Annotated in this window: 14 protein-coding genes; 12 read left to right on the top strand and 2 right to left on the bottom strand. The window is 42.4% G+C overall.

Features of this window, described 5'->3' with window-relative positions; genetic code table 11:
- Positions 1-82: 82 nt before the first annotated feature.
- The 3 genes from NSTC745_RS23805 (at position 83) to pabB (ending at position 4,230) form a co-directional block, all read left to right on the top strand.
- Entirely contained in the window at positions 83-1,396 is a 1,314-nt protein-coding gene (locus NSTC745_RS23805; protein ID WP_445633164.1) for a dihydroorotase, read from the top strand.
- 170 nt (positions 1,397-1,566) lie between these two features.
- Positions 1,567-1,827: a hypothetical protein gene (locus NSTC745_RS23810; RefSeq protein WP_445633165.1), complete on the top strand. Its 261-nt coding sequence runs from the start codon at positions 1,567-1,569 to the stop codon at positions 1,825-1,827.
- A gap of 240 nt (positions 1,828-2,067) precedes the next feature.
- Positions 2,068-4,230: an aminodeoxychorismate synthase component I gene (pabB, locus tag NSTC745_RS23815; protein ID WP_445633166.1), complete on the top strand. Its 2,163-nt coding sequence runs from the start codon at positions 2,068-2,070 to the stop codon at positions 4,228-4,230.
- A 470-nt stretch (positions 4,231-4,700) separates the two neighbouring features.
- On the opposite strand, the gene NSTC745_RS23820 is transcribed toward pabB, so the two are convergent.
- Positions 4,701-5,444, bottom strand: coding sequence for a Ycf66 family protein (locus NSTC745_RS23820; protein ID WP_445633167.1), 744 nt, complete (start codon positions 5,442-5,444; stop codon positions 4,701-4,703).
- A gap of 425 nt (positions 5,445-5,869) precedes the next feature.
- On the opposite strand from NSTC745_RS23820, the gene gndA reads away from it, so the two are divergent.
- The 7 genes from gndA (at position 5,870) to NSTC745_RS23855 (ending at position 13,092) form a co-directional block, all read left to right on the top strand.
- Positions 5,870-7,303 (top strand): NADP-dependent phosphogluconate dehydrogenase, encoded by a 1,434-nt coding sequence (gene gndA, locus NSTC745_RS23825; protein WP_445633168.1) that lies wholly within the window; start codon positions 5,870-5,872, stop codon positions 7,301-7,303.
- A 244-nt stretch (positions 7,304-7,547) separates the two neighbouring features.
- On the top strand, positions 7,548-7,952 hold the full coding sequence (gene rplU, locus NSTC745_RS23830; RefSeq protein WP_445633169.1) for a 50S ribosomal protein L21: 405 nt from the start codon (positions 7,548-7,550) through the stop codon (positions 7,950-7,952).
- A gap of 36 nt (positions 7,953-7,988) precedes the next feature.
- Positions 7,989-8,270: a 50S ribosomal protein L27 gene (rpmA, locus tag NSTC745_RS23835; RefSeq protein ID WP_190953597.1), complete on the top strand. Its 282-nt coding sequence runs from the start codon at positions 7,989-7,991 to the stop codon at positions 8,268-8,270.
- A 463-nt stretch (positions 8,271-8,733) separates the two neighbouring features.
- Positions 8,734-9,249 carry a hypothetical protein gene (locus NSTC745_RS23840; RefSeq protein ID WP_445633170.1) on the top strand — a complete coding sequence of 172 codons (516 nt, stop codon included), beginning with the start codon at positions 8,734-8,736 and terminating at the stop codon, positions 9,247-9,249.
- Between the two features lie 492 nt (positions 9,250-9,741).
- Positions 9,742-10,947, top strand: coding sequence for a sigma-54-dependent Fis family transcriptional regulator (locus NSTC745_RS23845; protein WP_445633171.1), 1,206 nt, complete (start codon positions 9,742-9,744; stop codon positions 10,945-10,947).
- Positions 10,937-11,326, top strand: coding sequence for a response regulator (locus NSTC745_RS23850; protein WP_445633172.1), 390 nt, complete (start codon positions 10,937-10,939; stop codon positions 11,324-11,326). The genes NSTC745_RS23845 and NSTC745_RS23850 overlap by 11 nt, the downstream gene beginning before the upstream one ends.
- Positions 11,327-11,559: 233 nt before the next feature.
- Positions 11,560-13,092 carry a YifB family Mg chelatase-like AAA ATPase gene (locus NSTC745_RS23855; protein ID WP_445633173.1) on the top strand — a complete coding sequence of 511 codons (1,533 nt, stop codon included), beginning with the start codon at positions 11,560-11,562 and terminating at the stop codon, positions 13,090-13,092.
- A 26-nt stretch (positions 13,093-13,118) separates the two neighbouring features.
- Here NSTC745_RS23855 and NSTC745_RS23860 read toward each other — a convergent pair whose 3' ends face one another.
- Positions 13,119-13,760, bottom strand: a complete 642-nt coding sequence (locus NSTC745_RS23860) for a type I restriction endonuclease (protein WP_445633174.1) — start codon at positions 13,758-13,760, stop codon at positions 13,119-13,121.
- Between the two features lie 194 nt (positions 13,761-13,954).
- On the opposite strand from NSTC745_RS23860, the gene NSTC745_RS23865 reads away from it, so the two are divergent.
- Together NSTC745_RS23865 and NSTC745_RS23870 are read left to right on the top strand one after the other, a co-directional pair.
- Positions 13,955-14,986 (top strand): YihY/virulence factor BrkB family protein, encoded by a 1,032-nt coding sequence (locus NSTC745_RS23865; RefSeq protein WP_445633175.1) that lies wholly within the window; start codon positions 13,955-13,957, stop codon positions 14,984-14,986.
- Between the two features lie 241 nt (positions 14,987-15,227).
- On the top strand, positions 15,228-15,779 hold the full coding sequence (locus NSTC745_RS23870; protein ID WP_445633176.1) for a DUF421 domain-containing protein: 552 nt from the start codon (positions 15,228-15,230) through the stop codon (positions 15,777-15,779).
- Positions 15,780-15,799: the final 20 nt, after the last annotated feature.

The following is a 15,799-nucleotide window of genomic DNA, read 5'->3' on the forward strand; positions in this document are numbered from 1 at the left end:
GTTAGAAGTGATGAGCAAAAAACAAATACTTACAACTCCTAACCCCTAACTCCTGACTCCTGACTCATAATTAAAGATTTTTATGATTGAACTGCTGCAACAAGTACGAGTAATTGACCCGGTTTCCGAAACTGATGAAATATTTGATGTCCTGATTGCTGATGGTTATATCCAAGCAGTGGCTTCGCGTATTTCTGATATCAGTTCTGATACTCAAATCAGAGATTGTCGGGGATTAGTTCTTGGTTCTGGGTTAGTGGATTTATACAGCCACTCCGGCGAACCAGGATTTGAAGAACGAGAAACTCTTGCATCTCTTTTGCAAGCTGCTGCTGCTGGCGGCTTTACTAGAGTTAGTCTATTACCAGATACATCCCCAGCTATCGATAATCCTGCGCTTGTGGTGCAGTTGCAGCAAAGAAGGGCACAGGGGCACAGGGGCACAGGGGCACAGGAGAGTTTGCATTCTTATTCTCCCCTGCTCCCCCGCTCCCCTGCTCCCCTGCTTAATCTCTGGGGTGCGATTACCCTAGATGTTGCCGGGAAGCAAATGACGGAGTTGGCGGATTTAGCCTCGGTTGGGGTTGTTGGTTTTACTGATGGTAAGCCTTTGGAAAATTTAGCGCTGGTGCAGCGGGTGTTAGAGTATCTTCAGCCGTTAAAGAAACCTGTTGCGTTTTGGCCTTGCGATCGCCAATTAGCTGCAAATGGTGTAATCAGAGAAGGTGCCCAAGCCCTACGTTTAGGTTTACCGCCAGTACCAGCCAGCGCGGAAACAAGTGCGATCGCTGCAATACTTGAATTAGTTGCAGCCATCGGCACGCCAGTACATATCATGCGCGTCTCCACAGCCCGCAGCGTGGAATTAATCTCTTCAGCCAAAGCTGCTGGTTTACCCATCACCGCCAGCACTACTTGGATGCATTTATTACTTGACACAAAAGCAATTAAGAGTTATAATTCTAGCCTGCATTTAGACCCGCCTTTAGGTAATGCCAGTGATGTAGCGGCCTTGCGGACGGGGGTGAGAGGAGGGGTTATAGATGCGATCGCCATCGACCATGCACCCTACACCTACGAAGAAAAAGTCCAGGCTTTTGCCGAAGCGCCAGCTGGAGCGATCGGTTTTGAATTAGCATTGCCTTTGCTGTGGCAATATCTTGTGGAAACTGGCGAATTTACAGCTTTAGAATTATGGCGGGCATTAAGTAGTAATCCAGCAAAGTGTTTGGGGCAGAAAATAAATGCAATTAGCCCTCATCAATCAGCAGAATTGACTTTATTTGACCCGCAGCAAACGTGGAAAGTTGAACGGAAAAATCTCCATACACTTTCACAAAATACACCTTGGTTTGGACAACAATTACAGGGTCGGGTTGTGCAAACTTGGTATTAGTTGCGTTCAATCCGGTTAATATAAATTCTCTAGGTAATTTGTCAATATCAGTAGACCGAAAAGTTTTGCGATCTATGCTTATGCTACTGTCTATGTTAGCGATCGCGTCTCCATAATTTAGCGGAAATTTCCACCAACGTAGCACCATTGAAAATCTCGCTGAAGATTTTGTGGTTAGTTTGCGATCGCGAATTGCTCGTTGTTTATCTGCGGATGTATCTGAAAATCAGATTATTCAAAGCCGCGATCGACAAATTAATAATTCCGAGCCTGCGCCCCTACATTTATTAGAACTTCCAGAGGCTATCTCTAAGTTAGTGCCTGACGATACCGAATTGGCATATCCTCTTGCCAAAATGCAGGAGTTTATGTTGCATCATTACTCAATACTTGTCGGGTTTTGGGGAAAAGGGGAAAGAAAAAACCTTTAACCTTTACCCTTTAACCTTTTCCCCAAATCCAATTCCGAGTTAAAAATCCTTAACGAGCAGTATTGCATCATTACTCGAATGACCATCAAAAAATGAGGGTTTACCACGAACAGGAATCATACGATATATATGATGACAATCTTTCCTTAGATGCCTTTAAGCAGGCTTTCAAACTTATGGTAGAAAAACACCCAATTTTTAGAACGGTTGACCAAGATTTACAACACCGAGACTGACAAAATGAAAACCCTAATCATTGATAACTATGACTCTTATACCTTTAATCTTTACCAATTAATTGCAGAAGTCAATGGAGAGTATCCCACTGTAATTTATAACGATCGATTTGCATGGGATGAAGTGAAACAGTGGGAATTTGATAACATTGTGATTTCACCAGGGCCTGGCCGTCCTGAGAACTCAAAAGATTTTGGAATTTGTCGTCCAGCTATTCAAAATGCCCAAGTACCGCTTTTAGGTGTTTGTCTTGGACATCAGGGGCTTGGTCATGGATATGGAGGAAAAGTTATTCATGCACCTGAAGTTTGGCATGGTCGCCAGAGTAAAATTTATCATAATGGGAGTGATTTGTTTGCGGGAATTCCTTCTCCTTTCTTTGTTGTACGCTACCATTCCTTGCTAGTTGCAGATGACCTACCAGACTGTTTAGAAAAAGTAGCGTGGACAGATGACAACCTGATCATGGGAATCCGCCATCGTTCTTTACCGCTATGGGGCGTGCAGTTTCATCCAGAGTCAATCTGCACTGAATATGGACACACCTTATTTGAGAATTTTAAAGAGATTACCCTCAAATTTGCCCAAGAGGGCAACAAAACTCCCAGAAAACAGTATTGGACAGGAGATAGCACTGCTCCAATACCTTCAAGTTCTTCTGGTGAAAAACAGCAGCAGAAATTTGAACTTTGTACGCGCAAGCTGAATCTGAGTCTTGATACAGAGCAGATGTTTGTGCATTTGTTTGGTAAATCACCAAATGCATTCTGGCTGGACAGCAGTCGTGTTGAACTTGGTCTTTCTCGTTTCTCGTTTATGGGAGATAGCAGTGGCGACAACAGGCTGCTGATTCGTTATCAAACCCTAACGCAGGAACTCACTGTTACAAAGTCCAATACCATCAGCCTTAGGAAGGAGGGAATTTTTGAGTATCTCAAGCGGGAAATTGAACGGCGACACTGCTCATCTGACGAGCTACCCTTCGATTTTAACTGTGGGTTTGTGGGTTACTTTGGATATGAATTAAAGGCAGAGTGCGGATCTCAATTAAACTACCCTTCTGCTTTACCTGATGCCATGTTTCTGTTAGCCGATCGCATGATTGCAATTGACCACCAAGAGCAAACTCTGTATCTGCTTTGCTTAATTCAGCAGGGACAAACAACTTCAGCACAAGCCTGGTTTGAATGGATCGAACAACAGATTGAGAACCTTCCTTCCCTGTCGCCGATTGTCATCGAAAAGAAAGAGACACCTGTAATCTTTCGATTAAGTCGGTCGGAAAAAACTTATCTCAATGATATTGAAAAATCTTTGCAGGAAATTCGCGAAGGAGAAACTTATCAAGTTTGTTTAACAAACCAGATTCATACAGATACCACACCCGATCCACTGGAATTTTATCGTACATTACGCCACATAAATCCTGCGCCATACTCTGCATTTTTGCGCTTTGGTGATGTGGCGATCGCTTGTTCATCCCCAGAGCGATTTCTACGCATCGATCGCCAAGGTTGGGTAGAAACAAAGCCTATCAAAGGAACACTCCCACGAGGAAAAACACCAGAAGAAGATTTTATCCTGCGCGAACGATTACGCAACAGCGAAAAAGACCGGGCGGAGAATCTGATGATTGTGGATTTGCTTCGCAACGATCTCGGACGGGTATGTGCAGTCGGTACTGTCCATGTTCCTAAATTGATGGATGTAGAAACCTATGCGACGGTGCATCAACTGGTGACGACGATTCGCGGTCAATTACGCGCTGGGATGAGTGCCACAGACTGTATTCGTAATGCTTTCCCCGGTGGTTCTATGACAGGCGCTCCCAAGCTCAGAACTCTTGAGATTATCGATCGATTAGAGCAGTCAGCACGGGGAGTTTATTCAGGAGCGATCGGCTTTTTGGGATTGAATGGTTCAGCTGATTTGAATATTGTCATTCGCACTGCTGTGCTGACTCCAAAACAAACCTCGATTGGCGTTGGCGGTGGTATTGTGGCGCTTTCCGATCCCCAGATGGAGTTTGCAGAAACAATGCTCAAAGCAAAAGCATTGATTCATGCCATGGCGATCGCAACACATGGAGCCTTCGATCCTAACCAATCTTACATCCAGGGAATAGAAACAGAAGTTTCTCATCACCATCAAAAAGTGCGGGCATAGGTGCAGAAATATAATTTTAAAGTATGTCTCAAAAGTCAGAAAGCCCGGTAACGGTATCCTGTCAGTAGAAAAAATACTTAAATATGACAGCGTTACGAGAGCCATGAATCCGTCGCATCCAAGTAAACAGATATACCTGATAGCAATCCTGAATCATTCATGATAAAACACGTAACTAAAATTCAGCTTTTTACTAAATGATAGATTTTAAAATAGGCAAAATTTCTATGAAGGTGTTTGTTTAGGCTATAAGCAAAACCCAACATTATATAAGTTAACGTTGGGTTTCAGTGACATTTCCTACACTTCTGCGACGCCGAAATGTAGGCTTCTGGGCGACTCCTGTTTATAGATTCCCTCAAAGTTAAAAATGGCAACTCCGACGCTCGAAGACTCGCTAACGCTTCGCTATCACCGACCAACAACCAAATCAATCCGCAGGATTGATTTGGTTGCTGTTCTAGCTAAATTTAACTAGCCTGATTATTTGGCGGGATTGCATCCGGTGGCGTTTCCGCTGGGGGAGCCAGAGATGCATCTGGAGCAATTTCCTCCACCGGAATCTTTTCTTTGTTCTCAGTTTCGGGATCTGGTTGCGCTGCTTCCACCAATTCCCAGGAAGGAGGATTTGGTGGAATCGCCTCTGGAACACTCTCAGTTTTTGCTTCGGTGTCAGTACTACTGACCGTTTCCTGTGTTGGTTGTTCTGGTGTGGCAGTAGTATTGTCGATAATCTCAACAGCAGGTTTCTCAGCCAATACAGAAGTAATGTCTTCAGGTTTGGTCGTTGTGGGTGTCTTTGAACTCACAGTTTGCTGCACCTTGCCTTTCACGCCACTCAAGGTGCTACCAATATCCTGTTGCAACTGAGCTAGCCGTTCCTGAAGAGACAATTTATTCACCTGTTCCTGAATGCCAGTTTTCACCGTCTCAGGACTAGGTACTTGGGTTTGTTGTGCCTGTGGTGTTAGTTGGCGACGTAACGAAAGAGTTTGCCAGCCAAACCAGACCAAAAGAGCGACGCTAGCCACATGACCAAGCAGCAACCCCCCAGTAATGCGTGGTGCAAACACCCATAAAACCAAGGCGTAGAACAACCCGACACCACTCCAAATAAAATCATTCTTGCGGTGGATTTCTGGGAAAAAGAACGCTGCTATGTAAATGGCTAAACTACCAAGACCGACCACCAAAGCTAGGACATATGCCAGCATTATTTGGTTACTCCTTTGACTAGGGATTGGGTATAGGGCATGGGGCATTGGGCAAGCTGGGAGTGTGGGAGGTGTGGGAGGTGTGGGAGGAGAGGGAGGTGTGGGAGGTGTGAGAAGAGAGGGAGGTGTGAGAGGATGGTGAAGAAATTTTTCCCCCCTCTCCCCCCACACTCCCCACCTCCCCACACTTCCCCATCTCTCTTTGTCTCCTCATCTCCCACACTCCCCAGCCCCCAGTCCCCAGTCCCCATTCCCCATTTCCCATCTCAATTGTTGATTTAGATACAACTTAAAATTAATTATCTGTGTTAGTTGTGGATTTTTGTCATTGAGATCAACTCTTAAGGTCTTCTTTAGGAGATCGGCGAAAATCTCGGACTACCCTAAAAGATGAAAGGATCTGCAAGAGTTAGCCAAACAAATTTATGACACTACAAAGCTTTGGTGTGATTGGATTAGCCGTTATGGGTGAGAATATCGCTCTAAACGTCGAGCGTAATGGCTTCCCAATTGCAGTTTACAACCGCTCCAGAGAAAAAACGGATGCATTTATGGCGCAGCGTGCGCCAGGACGGAACGTCAAAGCCGCTTTTACCCTAGAAGAATTTGTCGCCTCATTGGAACGTCCCCGCAAAATCCTTGTCATGGTGCAAGCTGGTAAGCCAGTGGATGCGGTGATTGCTCAACTCAGACCTTTGTTAGATGAAGGCGATATCGTTATCGACGGTGGTAACTCTTGGTTTGAAGATACAGAAAGACGCACTCAAGAATTAGAACCTGCTGGACTGCGGTATCTTGGTATGGGTGTCAGTGGCGGTGAAGAAGGAGCGCTAAACGGCCCTTCACTAATGCCCGGCGGTACAACCAGTTCTTACGAGTATCTATCACCAATTTTCAACAAAATTGCTGCCCAAGTTGATGATGGCCCTTGTGTAACCTACATTGGCCCTGGTGGTTCTGGCCACTATGTCAAAATGGTACATAATGGCATTGAGTATGGCGATATGCAGCTAATTGCTGAGGCTTACGACTTACTCAAAAATGTCGGTGGGCTAGACCATAACCAGCTACATGAGGTGTTTGCCGAATGGAACACCACCGATGAACTCGATTCATTTTTGATTGAGATTACGAAGAATATCTTCCCATATATTGACCCAGAAACAAATCTACCCCTAGTGGACTTGATTGTTGACGCAGCAGGTCAAAAGGGAACTGGACGCTGGACTGTACAAACTGCCTTGGAATTAGGAGTTTCGATTCCCACAATCACAGCTGCTGTGAATGCTCGGATTATATCTTCGATTAAAGAAGAACGGGTAGCAGCATCTAAAGTCCTCACAGGCCCCAGCGGCAAATATGATGGGCAAACCAAGGACTTTATTAATAAAGTACGCGATGCTCTCTATTGCTCAAAAATCTGTTCTTATGCTCAAGGGATGGCGTTGCTATCTACAGCTTCAAAAACATATAACTGGAATTTGAATCTGGGCGAAATGGCGCGGATTTGGAAAGGTGGTTGTATTATTCGCGCTCGCTTTTTGAATAAGATTAAGAAGGCTTTTAGCGAAAATCCAACTTTGCCTAACTTGCTGTTAGCTCCCGAATTTAAGCAGACAATTCTCGATAGACAAACAGCTTGGCGGGAAGTGATAGCCACAGCAGCGAAGCTAGGAATTCCAGTACCTGCATTTAGCGCATCTTTGGATTATTTTGACAGCTATCGCCGCGATCGCCTACCCCAAAACCTGACTCAAGCACAACGCGACTACTTCGGCGCACACACTTACCAACGTCTTGATAAGCCAGGAACCTTCCATACTGAATGGGTACCAATCGCTGAAGCTGATAAAAAATAAACTTTCACACTTACACTCCAACAGATTGTGAAAGTTGAAAGAGTTTTCAACTGCAATTTTTATAGTGACTCTGAATTTCAGAGTCATTTTTTTTCAATTGACTCAAAACCCTTTAATAGAATACGATTATAGATTGTCTGTCTAATTCCGCTCGGAACAGGTGGACACATAGCAAAGGCTGGCAAAAGCATCTGCAAACAAGATCGAAACCAGCTACCTGTACGGCAACTTCAAGGACAATTTCATGACCTACGCAATTATTGAAACTGGCGGCAAACAAATAAGAGTAGAGCCAGGCCGGTTTTACGACATCGAGCTGCTGACAGCCCAAGCAGATGAAAAAGTTACAATAGATTCAGTATTATTGGTACACAACGATGGCGAAGTCACCATCGGACAGCCACGGGTATCAGGTGCAACTGTAGAAGGGACTGTACTACGAAATTTCAGAGATCGTAAAGTCCTGGTATACAAAATGAAGCCGAAAAAGAAAACCCGCAAAAAGCGCGGACATCGCCAAGAAGTTACCAGGCTTTTCATTGACTCCATCACTCTTAACGGTACTGTGTTTGCTGCCGAAGCAGCAGCAAATGAAAACCCTGTTGTAGATGAGGCTCCTGCACAAGAAGCTGAAACCGTTGCAGAATAATAAAGAAAACAGAAGTAGATAGCACAAAAGGAAATCATGGCTCATAAGAAAGGAACAGGTAGTACGCGCAACGGTCGTGACTCTAATGCCCAACGTCTAGGCGTGAAGCGTTATGGCGGTCAAACTGTACGTGCAGGAAATATTCTCGTGCGTCAGCGCGGCACCAAATTTCACCCTGGTAACAACGTCGGTATTGGTAGCGATGACACTTTGTTTGCCTTAATCGACGGCGTGGTAACCTTTGAAAGAAAGGGCAAAACCCGTAAAAAAGTTAGTGTTTACTCAGCTGCAACCGCCACTGAAGAAGTAGCAAGTTAGAGTAATGAGGGTGGGTAACAGTGCCCACCCTATTCGCTATTTATGAACGAAAAAGTATTAATATCTCCCTGTTTTTTAGACATTTACCAAAAGTTAGATTTTTGGAAAACGATACAATAATTATCTTTTTCCCTGCTCTTCATTAATCATCTGACTTTCGTTTTTTATATCTTGTGATTGCTAAAATATAGATAACTTAATCCAAGATACAAAGTTCAAGCTAACAGTAAGTTGCAGAATACATTAGCTGGCATTGAGTAAAGTGGACTGAAAAAATTGGTGCGATCGCCAATTAAAATACTGTTCCCTTTTGCAATAAATAATGATTTTTGCTTAATTGTTGAGTAAATTTTTAATTAAGACAGAGAAAAATTCAGATAAAAAAAGCCTGTTTTGTAGAAGCACCATGACCGCTTTTACAAACCTCAATAGATTTGAATTCGTAAATAAGTTGAGGTAGTTTATGAATTACGTTGTTGCAGTTTTACCAGACATAATACAAGTTGAAGCAGCTTACTCTGCGTTGGCAGAAAATGGCTTATCAGATAACCAAATTGATATTTTAGGAAGTGGCTATAAAAGTGCTGATGAATATAAATTAGTTGACTCAAATCAACAAGCTAAAAAAGGAGTAAAAGGTTCATTTTATTGGCTGATACTCTTTGGATTTCTTGCAGGTTATATTTTTAACTATTTAACTGGCATTGAAATCCTGGCTACAGTCGGTACACTTGGGAATCATGTTATTGGCGGGCTTTTAGGAGCTATTGCTGGTGCATTAGGCGCTTATTTTGTTAGTGAAGGTATAGGTTTAACTAAAGGTATTGGGGATGCTTTACCTTATCGTAATCGCCTGAATGAGGGTAAATATTTGATTGTAGTCAAGGGTACTGAAGAATTAATTCATCAAGCAACTCGTGTACTGCGGCAGTTTGAGCCTGAAAATATTCAAGGTTATATAGAACCAACAAGCGCTTAAATAAATGATTTTTATACGTAAGCGTACAGTATAACCGGATTGTTGAAGCTGGTGACTGTACCTTATTACTCAATTTTTAGGGATAAGCGCAACCACTGTTATAGCAAAGTGGTTTTAGCGCAAGCGAAGCGTTGGGAGAGTCTTGGGTGGTGAATCAAAACCCACTTTCTTAAAGGCTTTGTGCAATCAATACTGGTTTAATCTATGTGAATACATTTATATTTAATGTAATAAATAAAACTGATGGCGTACAATAGCTTTCTAAACGCTTAGCGATTAATTCCGTATTTTTACTGTACCGTTTTGCTTTGATATCTATGTAATGTTGTGTAGCCCCATATCCTATATCTTATTATTAACTCAAAATTTGGAATTTTTTTCAAAACTTAGTTAAAACAAAAAATAAAACTTAAATATTCGCTTATTTGCTGTCTAAGTGAGATTAAAATCTAGAACATTAAAATCAATCTATTGCTAAGAGTAGTTAAAGCCATGTCTTCTCAAACAAGTAATGTATTAGAAGCAGGGCGCATATATAGAAGTATAGGCGCAATACCAACCGATCTTTTGCGTGCAGACATCTATCGTGCTTGGGAAAGATCGCATCTGCAAGGAGCTAATCCCCACACTCTGCAAGCAGAAAGGCTATCAAGTTTAGATACAGAACGTTTGTTAGAAAAACACAGTTATTTACTCAATGCAGTTCGTCCTTATTTCCGAATACTATCACAGGCAGCTGGGAGGGAGCGCCATGCAGTAATGCTAAGCAATCATGAGGCTATCCTGCTAGATGTAATTGGCGATGAACAGACTATACACGGGCCAGAACCATTTCCTTTGCCTGGTGCCCTACTATCAGAAGCCGTAGCTGGTGCTAATGGCATTGGCACAACACTAGCTGAAGAAAATTACACAGAAATCATAGCAGCAGAGCATTTTATTGATGGATTTTATCCATTTACTTGTCAGGGAACTCCTTTGCGTAATGACAAAGGAGAAATTGTTGGAGTCTTTAGTATTTCAGTACGCAATAAAGATGCAGGACAGCGCCTGAAAGAGATATTACTGTGTGCTTCCCACGGTATTGAAGCAGAATTTTTAGTAGCTAGCCTTGAAAAAGATGTTCGCGATGTCTTGGCATCAAATCCCGATGACTATCAGGCGTTAGAAAACCTGCGTCAGGATATTATCCAAGCACATCAAGCAACAAGGTTGCAGCTTGAAATCATATCTCGAATGGTGGCAGTTAACACTTTAGATTATGCGATGCAATTGCTTCAGCAAGCAGAGAAATCAATTCAAATATTTCGCCGCCGTGCTAAAATTTGGCGTGATTTAGCATCTTTAGAGCCTGGTACACCCCAAGTTTTGGTACTCACTGATGTTGTGCAAGATTTAGTCGATATTTTATCGACTGAAGCTGCGATTCGGAAAGTGGAAATTATCATAGATTTTTCAGAGCAAATTATAGTATTTGCTGATTTAAAAAGCCTTTTGCGTAAGCTACTTAGTTATTTTCTATCTGCTTTTGAAAGTGCGAATAAAGGCGGAACAGTAAAAGTGGAAGTGGATAAAATACTGCATTCAGAATTGGGAAAAGTCACTTTTCACTCAATTCCAGGATTAAATATTCCTCAATCAGATTTGACTTCGTATATTTTTACCTTACCTATAGGAAAAAAAGACTATGAAAACTGAGAATTTAGCCACACGTAGAGTACTTATTGCAGATGACGATCATGATAGCCGAGTTCTACTTGCTTTTTTACTAGAACAAGAAGGTTGGGAAGTAAAACAAGCCAAAGATGGCAAAGAAGCTTTAGAAAAAGTATTTCAGGAACAGCCAGATTTATTGATTTTAGATCACAGGATGCCTGAATTCACAGGAAGTGAAGTTTATCAGCATCTTCAAAGACGAGGAATTAGTTTAACAATTGTATTGGTTACAGCTTATGGATATTTAGAGGAGTTATCCTCATCTCTAGGTATTTCCTATTTTGTTAGTAAACCATTTGATATTCCAGATTTACTACACATTGTTGAGTCTGCCTATAAAAAATCTCTGGAGCCAGTGTAAAAAAAGTTGAAAATAGGGATTGGGTACAGACAAGGGTTATACTCTTACGAGAAGCCGCTCTTCGAGCGTCTACGCTTCTGTAGAGAGTAGGGAAAGATGAGAAAATATTTTTCATCCTTGGTTGTAGGATTTTTTCATGAATGACTGGTGTGAAAATTGTCTCTGTGGTTTTACCCATGCCAATCTCCTAACTCATCTGCTAGAGATGCTAAAGGTTTAGTGTTATATAACAAATGCTTGCTAGAGTCTGGAGTGCATCAATTGTCGGTATCGATGCCGTTAAAGTAGGCGTGGAAGTCGATGTTTCAGGAGGATTACCGGGAATTGTTGTCTTGGGACTCCCAGATTCGGCGATTCAAGAATCGAAAGAGAGAGTGAAGGCAACGCTGAAAAATGCAGGTTTCGCCTTTCCGATGCGAAAAATTGTCATTAATTTAACTCCAGCAGATTTACGCAAAGAGGGGCCGTGTTTCGATTTACCTATTAGTGTGGGAATTTTGGCGGCTTCTGAGCAAATTAGCGCTGATTTGTTAGGGGATTATCTATTCTTAGGGGAAGTATCTCTCGATGGCACCTTGCGTGCGGTGGCTGGCGTGTTACCGATCGCTGCTGCTGCTGAAAAGATGGGAATTACAGGTTTAGTTCTCCCTGCTGATAATGCCCAAGAAGCAGCAGTGGTTCGAGGTTTGGCTGTTTACGGCTGCCAACATCTGTCTGATGTGGTGAACTTTTTAAATAATCCAGGGCGTTATAAACCCGTGCAGATGTCGGATAATGTAGAGACGTTACATGTAACGTCTCTACATTCACCAGATTTACAAGATGTTAAAGGACAGACTCATGCGCGTCGTGCTTTAGAAATTGCTGCGGCTGGCGGACATAATCTTGTGTTTGTGGGGCCGCCTGGTAGTGGGAAAACTATGCTGGCGCGGCGCTTACCGGGGATTTTGCCACCGCTGAGTTTTGCCGAATCTTTGGAAGTGACTCGCATTCACTCGGTGGCTGGTTTACTAAAAAATCGCGGTACCTTAGTACGCGATCGCCCTTTTCGCAGTCCCCATCACTCAGCATCCGGCCCTTCTCTGGTAGGCGGTGGTAGTTTTCCTCGTCCTGGGGAAATTTCTTTATCTCACAATGGGATATTGTTTCTGGATGAACTCACCGAATTTAAACGCGATGTTTTAGAATTTCTGCGTCAACCTTTAGAAGATGGTTACGTGACGATTTCCCGCACCAAGTTATCAGTTATGTTTCCCGCACAGTTTACTTTGGTGGCGAGTACCAATCCCTGTCCCTGCGGTTACTATGGCGATACTATCCAACAGTGTACCTGTTCTCCCCGACAACGCGAGCAATATTGGGCAAAACTTTCCGGGCCGTTGATGGATCGAATAGATTTACAAGTGGCGGTGAATCGCTTAAAACCAGAAGAAATTACCCAACAACCGACGGGAGAAGCATCAACATCAGTGCGTCAACGAGTACAAGAAGCACGCGATCGCGCAAGTATCCGTTTTCAAACAGAAGCAAATCTGCGTTGCAATGCCCAAATGCAGAGTAGCCATCTGCAAAAATGGTGCAAGCTAGATGATGGAAGTCGCAATTTATTAGAAACGGCAATTAGAAAATTAGGTTTATCAGCAAGAGCAAGCGATCGCATTCTGAAAGTAGCACGGACGATTGCAGATTTGGCAGCAGAGGAAGAGCTACAACCCAATCATGTAGCAGAAGCAATCCAATATCGCACAATTGATAGAATGCAGTAAAAAGGATTCAGAATTCAGGAGAGCAATTAGGACGCACAAGAGATTACCTGACCAATACGCTTGAGAATTTGCAAAACGGCGTACAGTTCTCTAGCAGATGCAAACGGCGCGAAAACCCTTGAGAGGTCGTACTGTGGGGTATTTGTTTGGGTGACTTTCACGAATAAAATATCGTCTCCATTTGTCACCATACCAAACACAGGTTTACTGGGATTGGGGTTAGCCATCATATAAGCTAGGGCTTGCGGTACAGCCGACCAAACAGACAGCGTGGTTTTTTTCGACTCTAACACCATCACCCAGAACTGATTTTGTAGCACTAAAACGTCAATCCGTCCGCGCAGTATCTCTTCACCATCATTCAGCACTAATTCCACGGATGACTCAGCTTTAATCCTGAAAGGAGGATCGTAAAACCCAGAGAGTGCAAGTATTGGTGACACCAACAACAGTATGACTGTCCCTTCTAGTAAATCACCTCCGGCACGGTGATAGAGATACCTACGCCGCACGACATCTACAGAGGCTTTTTCTGCTTCCGTAATTTCAGATAATCCCTCATACCACTCTGGGAAAAATTGCTCATCTTCAACACGGACAAAACCAAATAGATTTTCTGCATCTTGAAGATTGGTAATCGCTTCTGTAATTGCTGCCGTTTGTGTCATTGCTTTTAAGTAACAGTAGCTTGTCTACATTATGAACATCAGCGCATTTTTATTATCGCCAATTGGGGCAATAAAATTCTGAATTCCTCCTCAAGGAAGCGACACTAACATCCTTGGGAAGATGTGGCAAGAAAGCAAATCAGTATCCAATATATCAGGGACTAAACAACATCCCTTACAAGGAGACTGGCTCAATGAATTTGCAGGCGATTTTGAAGTTGTTCCAAGAGACTTTTCAGGAATGGAGTGAGGATAAAGCCTCTCGGTTAGCCGCAGCGTTAGCTTATTACACGATTTTTTCTATTGCACCATTGCTAATTATTGTAATTGCGATCGCCGGCGCAGTATATGGAGAAGAAGCCGCAAGGGGTGAAATTGTTCGACAAATTCAAGGTTTAGTCGGCCGAGATGGTGCAGAATTCATCCAAACAGCGATTCAGAATGCTAACAAACCACAGACGGGTGCGATGGCTTCGATTATTAGTGTTGGGGTTTTGCTCTTAGGTGCTACTGGTTTATTTACCGAATTGCAAGATTCTCTCAACACTATTTGGGAAGTAAAACCGAAACCCGGACGCACTGTAACTAACATGATTCGCTTGCGCTTTCTATCGTTTGCAATGGTGTTAGGTATTGGATTTTTACTTTTAGTATCTCTGGTAATTAGTGCGGTTTTAGCAGCATTAGCGACTTATTTTAGTAATTTAATACCGGGTATTGATTTCCTCTGGCAAATTATCAATTTTATCGTTTCTTTTGGCATCACTACATTTCTGTTTGGGCTAATTTTTAAAGTTTTACCAGATGTGAAAATTGCTTGGAGTGATGTTTTAATTGGAGCTATTCTCACTTCATTTTTGTTTTCCATCGGGAGATTTTTATTAGGACAATATTTAGGTAATGGCAGTTTTGGTTCAACCTATGGTGCTGCTGGTTCGCTAGTGGTAATCTTAGCTTGGGTTAATTATGCGGCGCAGATTCTTTTCTTTGGAGCTGAGTTTACCCAAGTGTATTCCAGAAGGCACGGAAGTGGAATCACGCCTACTAAAAATGCCGTACCTCTGAACAATAAAACCTCTACTTCCCAAGGAACGAATAGCAATAATACTGCTCAGAAAAAGCAAAGTAATAGTAAACAGTCATTTTCTAAATTACTGAGCCGCTTAATTCGCAATTTTACCAAACCAAAACGCTTGAGATATAGAAAAAGAACCGAACATTTTTAGTTGCTTAATAATCAAGCTAATGGTATCTAATTAATTTTTCAAAGCAAATAAGCTGCGTAGGCGTAGCCCATCGTAGACATCGCTAATTACGACTGACGGTAATAATTTTACTGTCAGATTTATCATTTACAAAGCAAACTTATTTCTAATTAGGACTAAAATTATTGCACTAAAACAAATTTCAATCATAAATCCTATAAACAACGGCATTCTTGACGAGATTTAAAGAAAATTAATGTTAATGCAAAAATTGTTTTTTATTGATTGGGAAGCAATCTTTGTTCCTAGTATGAGTGTCTCGGAATTGATTATACGCGGGTCGCTAGTTTACTTAGCGCTGTTCTCAGTGCTACGCTTGCTTCCTAGTCGCCAACTTGGAACTTTAGGAATTACAGATTTACTGGTAGTTGTGCTATTTGCTGAAGCTGCCCAAAACGCTATGGCAAGCCATTATACATCAATTACTGAAGGTGCAATTCTGGTGGGAACTGTAATTTTTTGGAGTTACTTACTTAACTGGTTAGGCTACAAGATTCCGCAATTTCAACGTTTTATGAATCCGCCACCGCTTTTACTGGTTAAAAATGGCCGGATGATTGAGCGGCATTTGCAACGAGAATTAATTACAGAAGAGGAATTGATGAGCAAGTTACGTCAGCAAGGTGTGGAATTTTTGGCTGATGTAAAATTGGCGTATATGGAAGCTGACGGTAGGATTAGTATCATTACCTCAGACTCAAAGCCTAATTCCATCGCTGGGCAAAAAGTAGAGTTAAAAAGCGATGTACACTAATTAGACTGTAAAATATGGCC

This window comes from Nostoc sp. DSM 114161 (assembly GCF_052692665.1).

Coding starts and splice junctions, on each gene's coding strand:
- NSTC745_RS23805 (WP_445633164.1), top strand. CDS start 83: ATGATTGAACTGCTGCAACAAGTACGAGTAATTGACCCGGTTTCCGAA.
- pabB (WP_445633166.1), top strand. CDS start 2,068: ATGAAAACCCTAATCATTGATAACTATGACTCTTATACCTTTAATCTT.
- NSTC745_RS23820 (WP_445633167.1), bottom strand. CDS start 5,444: ATGCTGGCATATGTCCTAGCTTTGGTGGTCGGTCTTGGTAGTTTAGCC.
- gndA (WP_445633168.1), top strand. CDS start 5,870: ATGACACTACAAAGCTTTGGTGTGATTGGATTAGCCGTTATGGGTGAG.
- rplU (WP_445633169.1), top strand. CDS start 7,548: ATGACCTACGCAATTATTGAAACTGGCGGCAAACAAATAAGAGTAGAG.
- rpmA (WP_190953597.1), top strand. CDS start 7,989: ATGGCTCATAAGAAAGGAACAGGTAGTACGCGCAACGGTCGTGACTCT.
- NSTC745_RS23840 (WP_445633170.1), top strand. CDS start 8,734: ATGAATTACGTTGTTGCAGTTTTACCAGACATAATACAAGTTGAAGCA.
- NSTC745_RS23845 (WP_445633171.1), top strand. CDS start 9,742: ATGTCTTCTCAAACAAGTAATGTATTAGAAGCAGGGCGCATATATAGA.
- NSTC745_RS23850 (WP_445633172.1), top strand. CDS start 10,937: ATGAAAACTGAGAATTTAGCCACACGTAGAGTACTTATTGCAGATGAC.
- NSTC745_RS23855 (WP_445633173.1), top strand. CDS start 11,560: ATGCTTGCTAGAGTCTGGAGTGCATCAATTGTCGGTATCGATGCCGTT.
- NSTC745_RS23860 (WP_445633174.1), bottom strand. CDS start 13,760: ATGACACAAACGGCAGCAATTACAGAAGCGATTACCAATCTTCAAGAT.
- NSTC745_RS23865 (WP_445633175.1), top strand. CDS start 13,955: ATGAATTTGCAGGCGATTTTGAAGTTGTTCCAAGAGACTTTTCAGGAA.
- NSTC745_RS23870 (WP_445633176.1), top strand. CDS start 15,228: ATGCAAAAATTGTTTTTTATTGATTGGGAAGCAATCTTTGTTCCTAGT.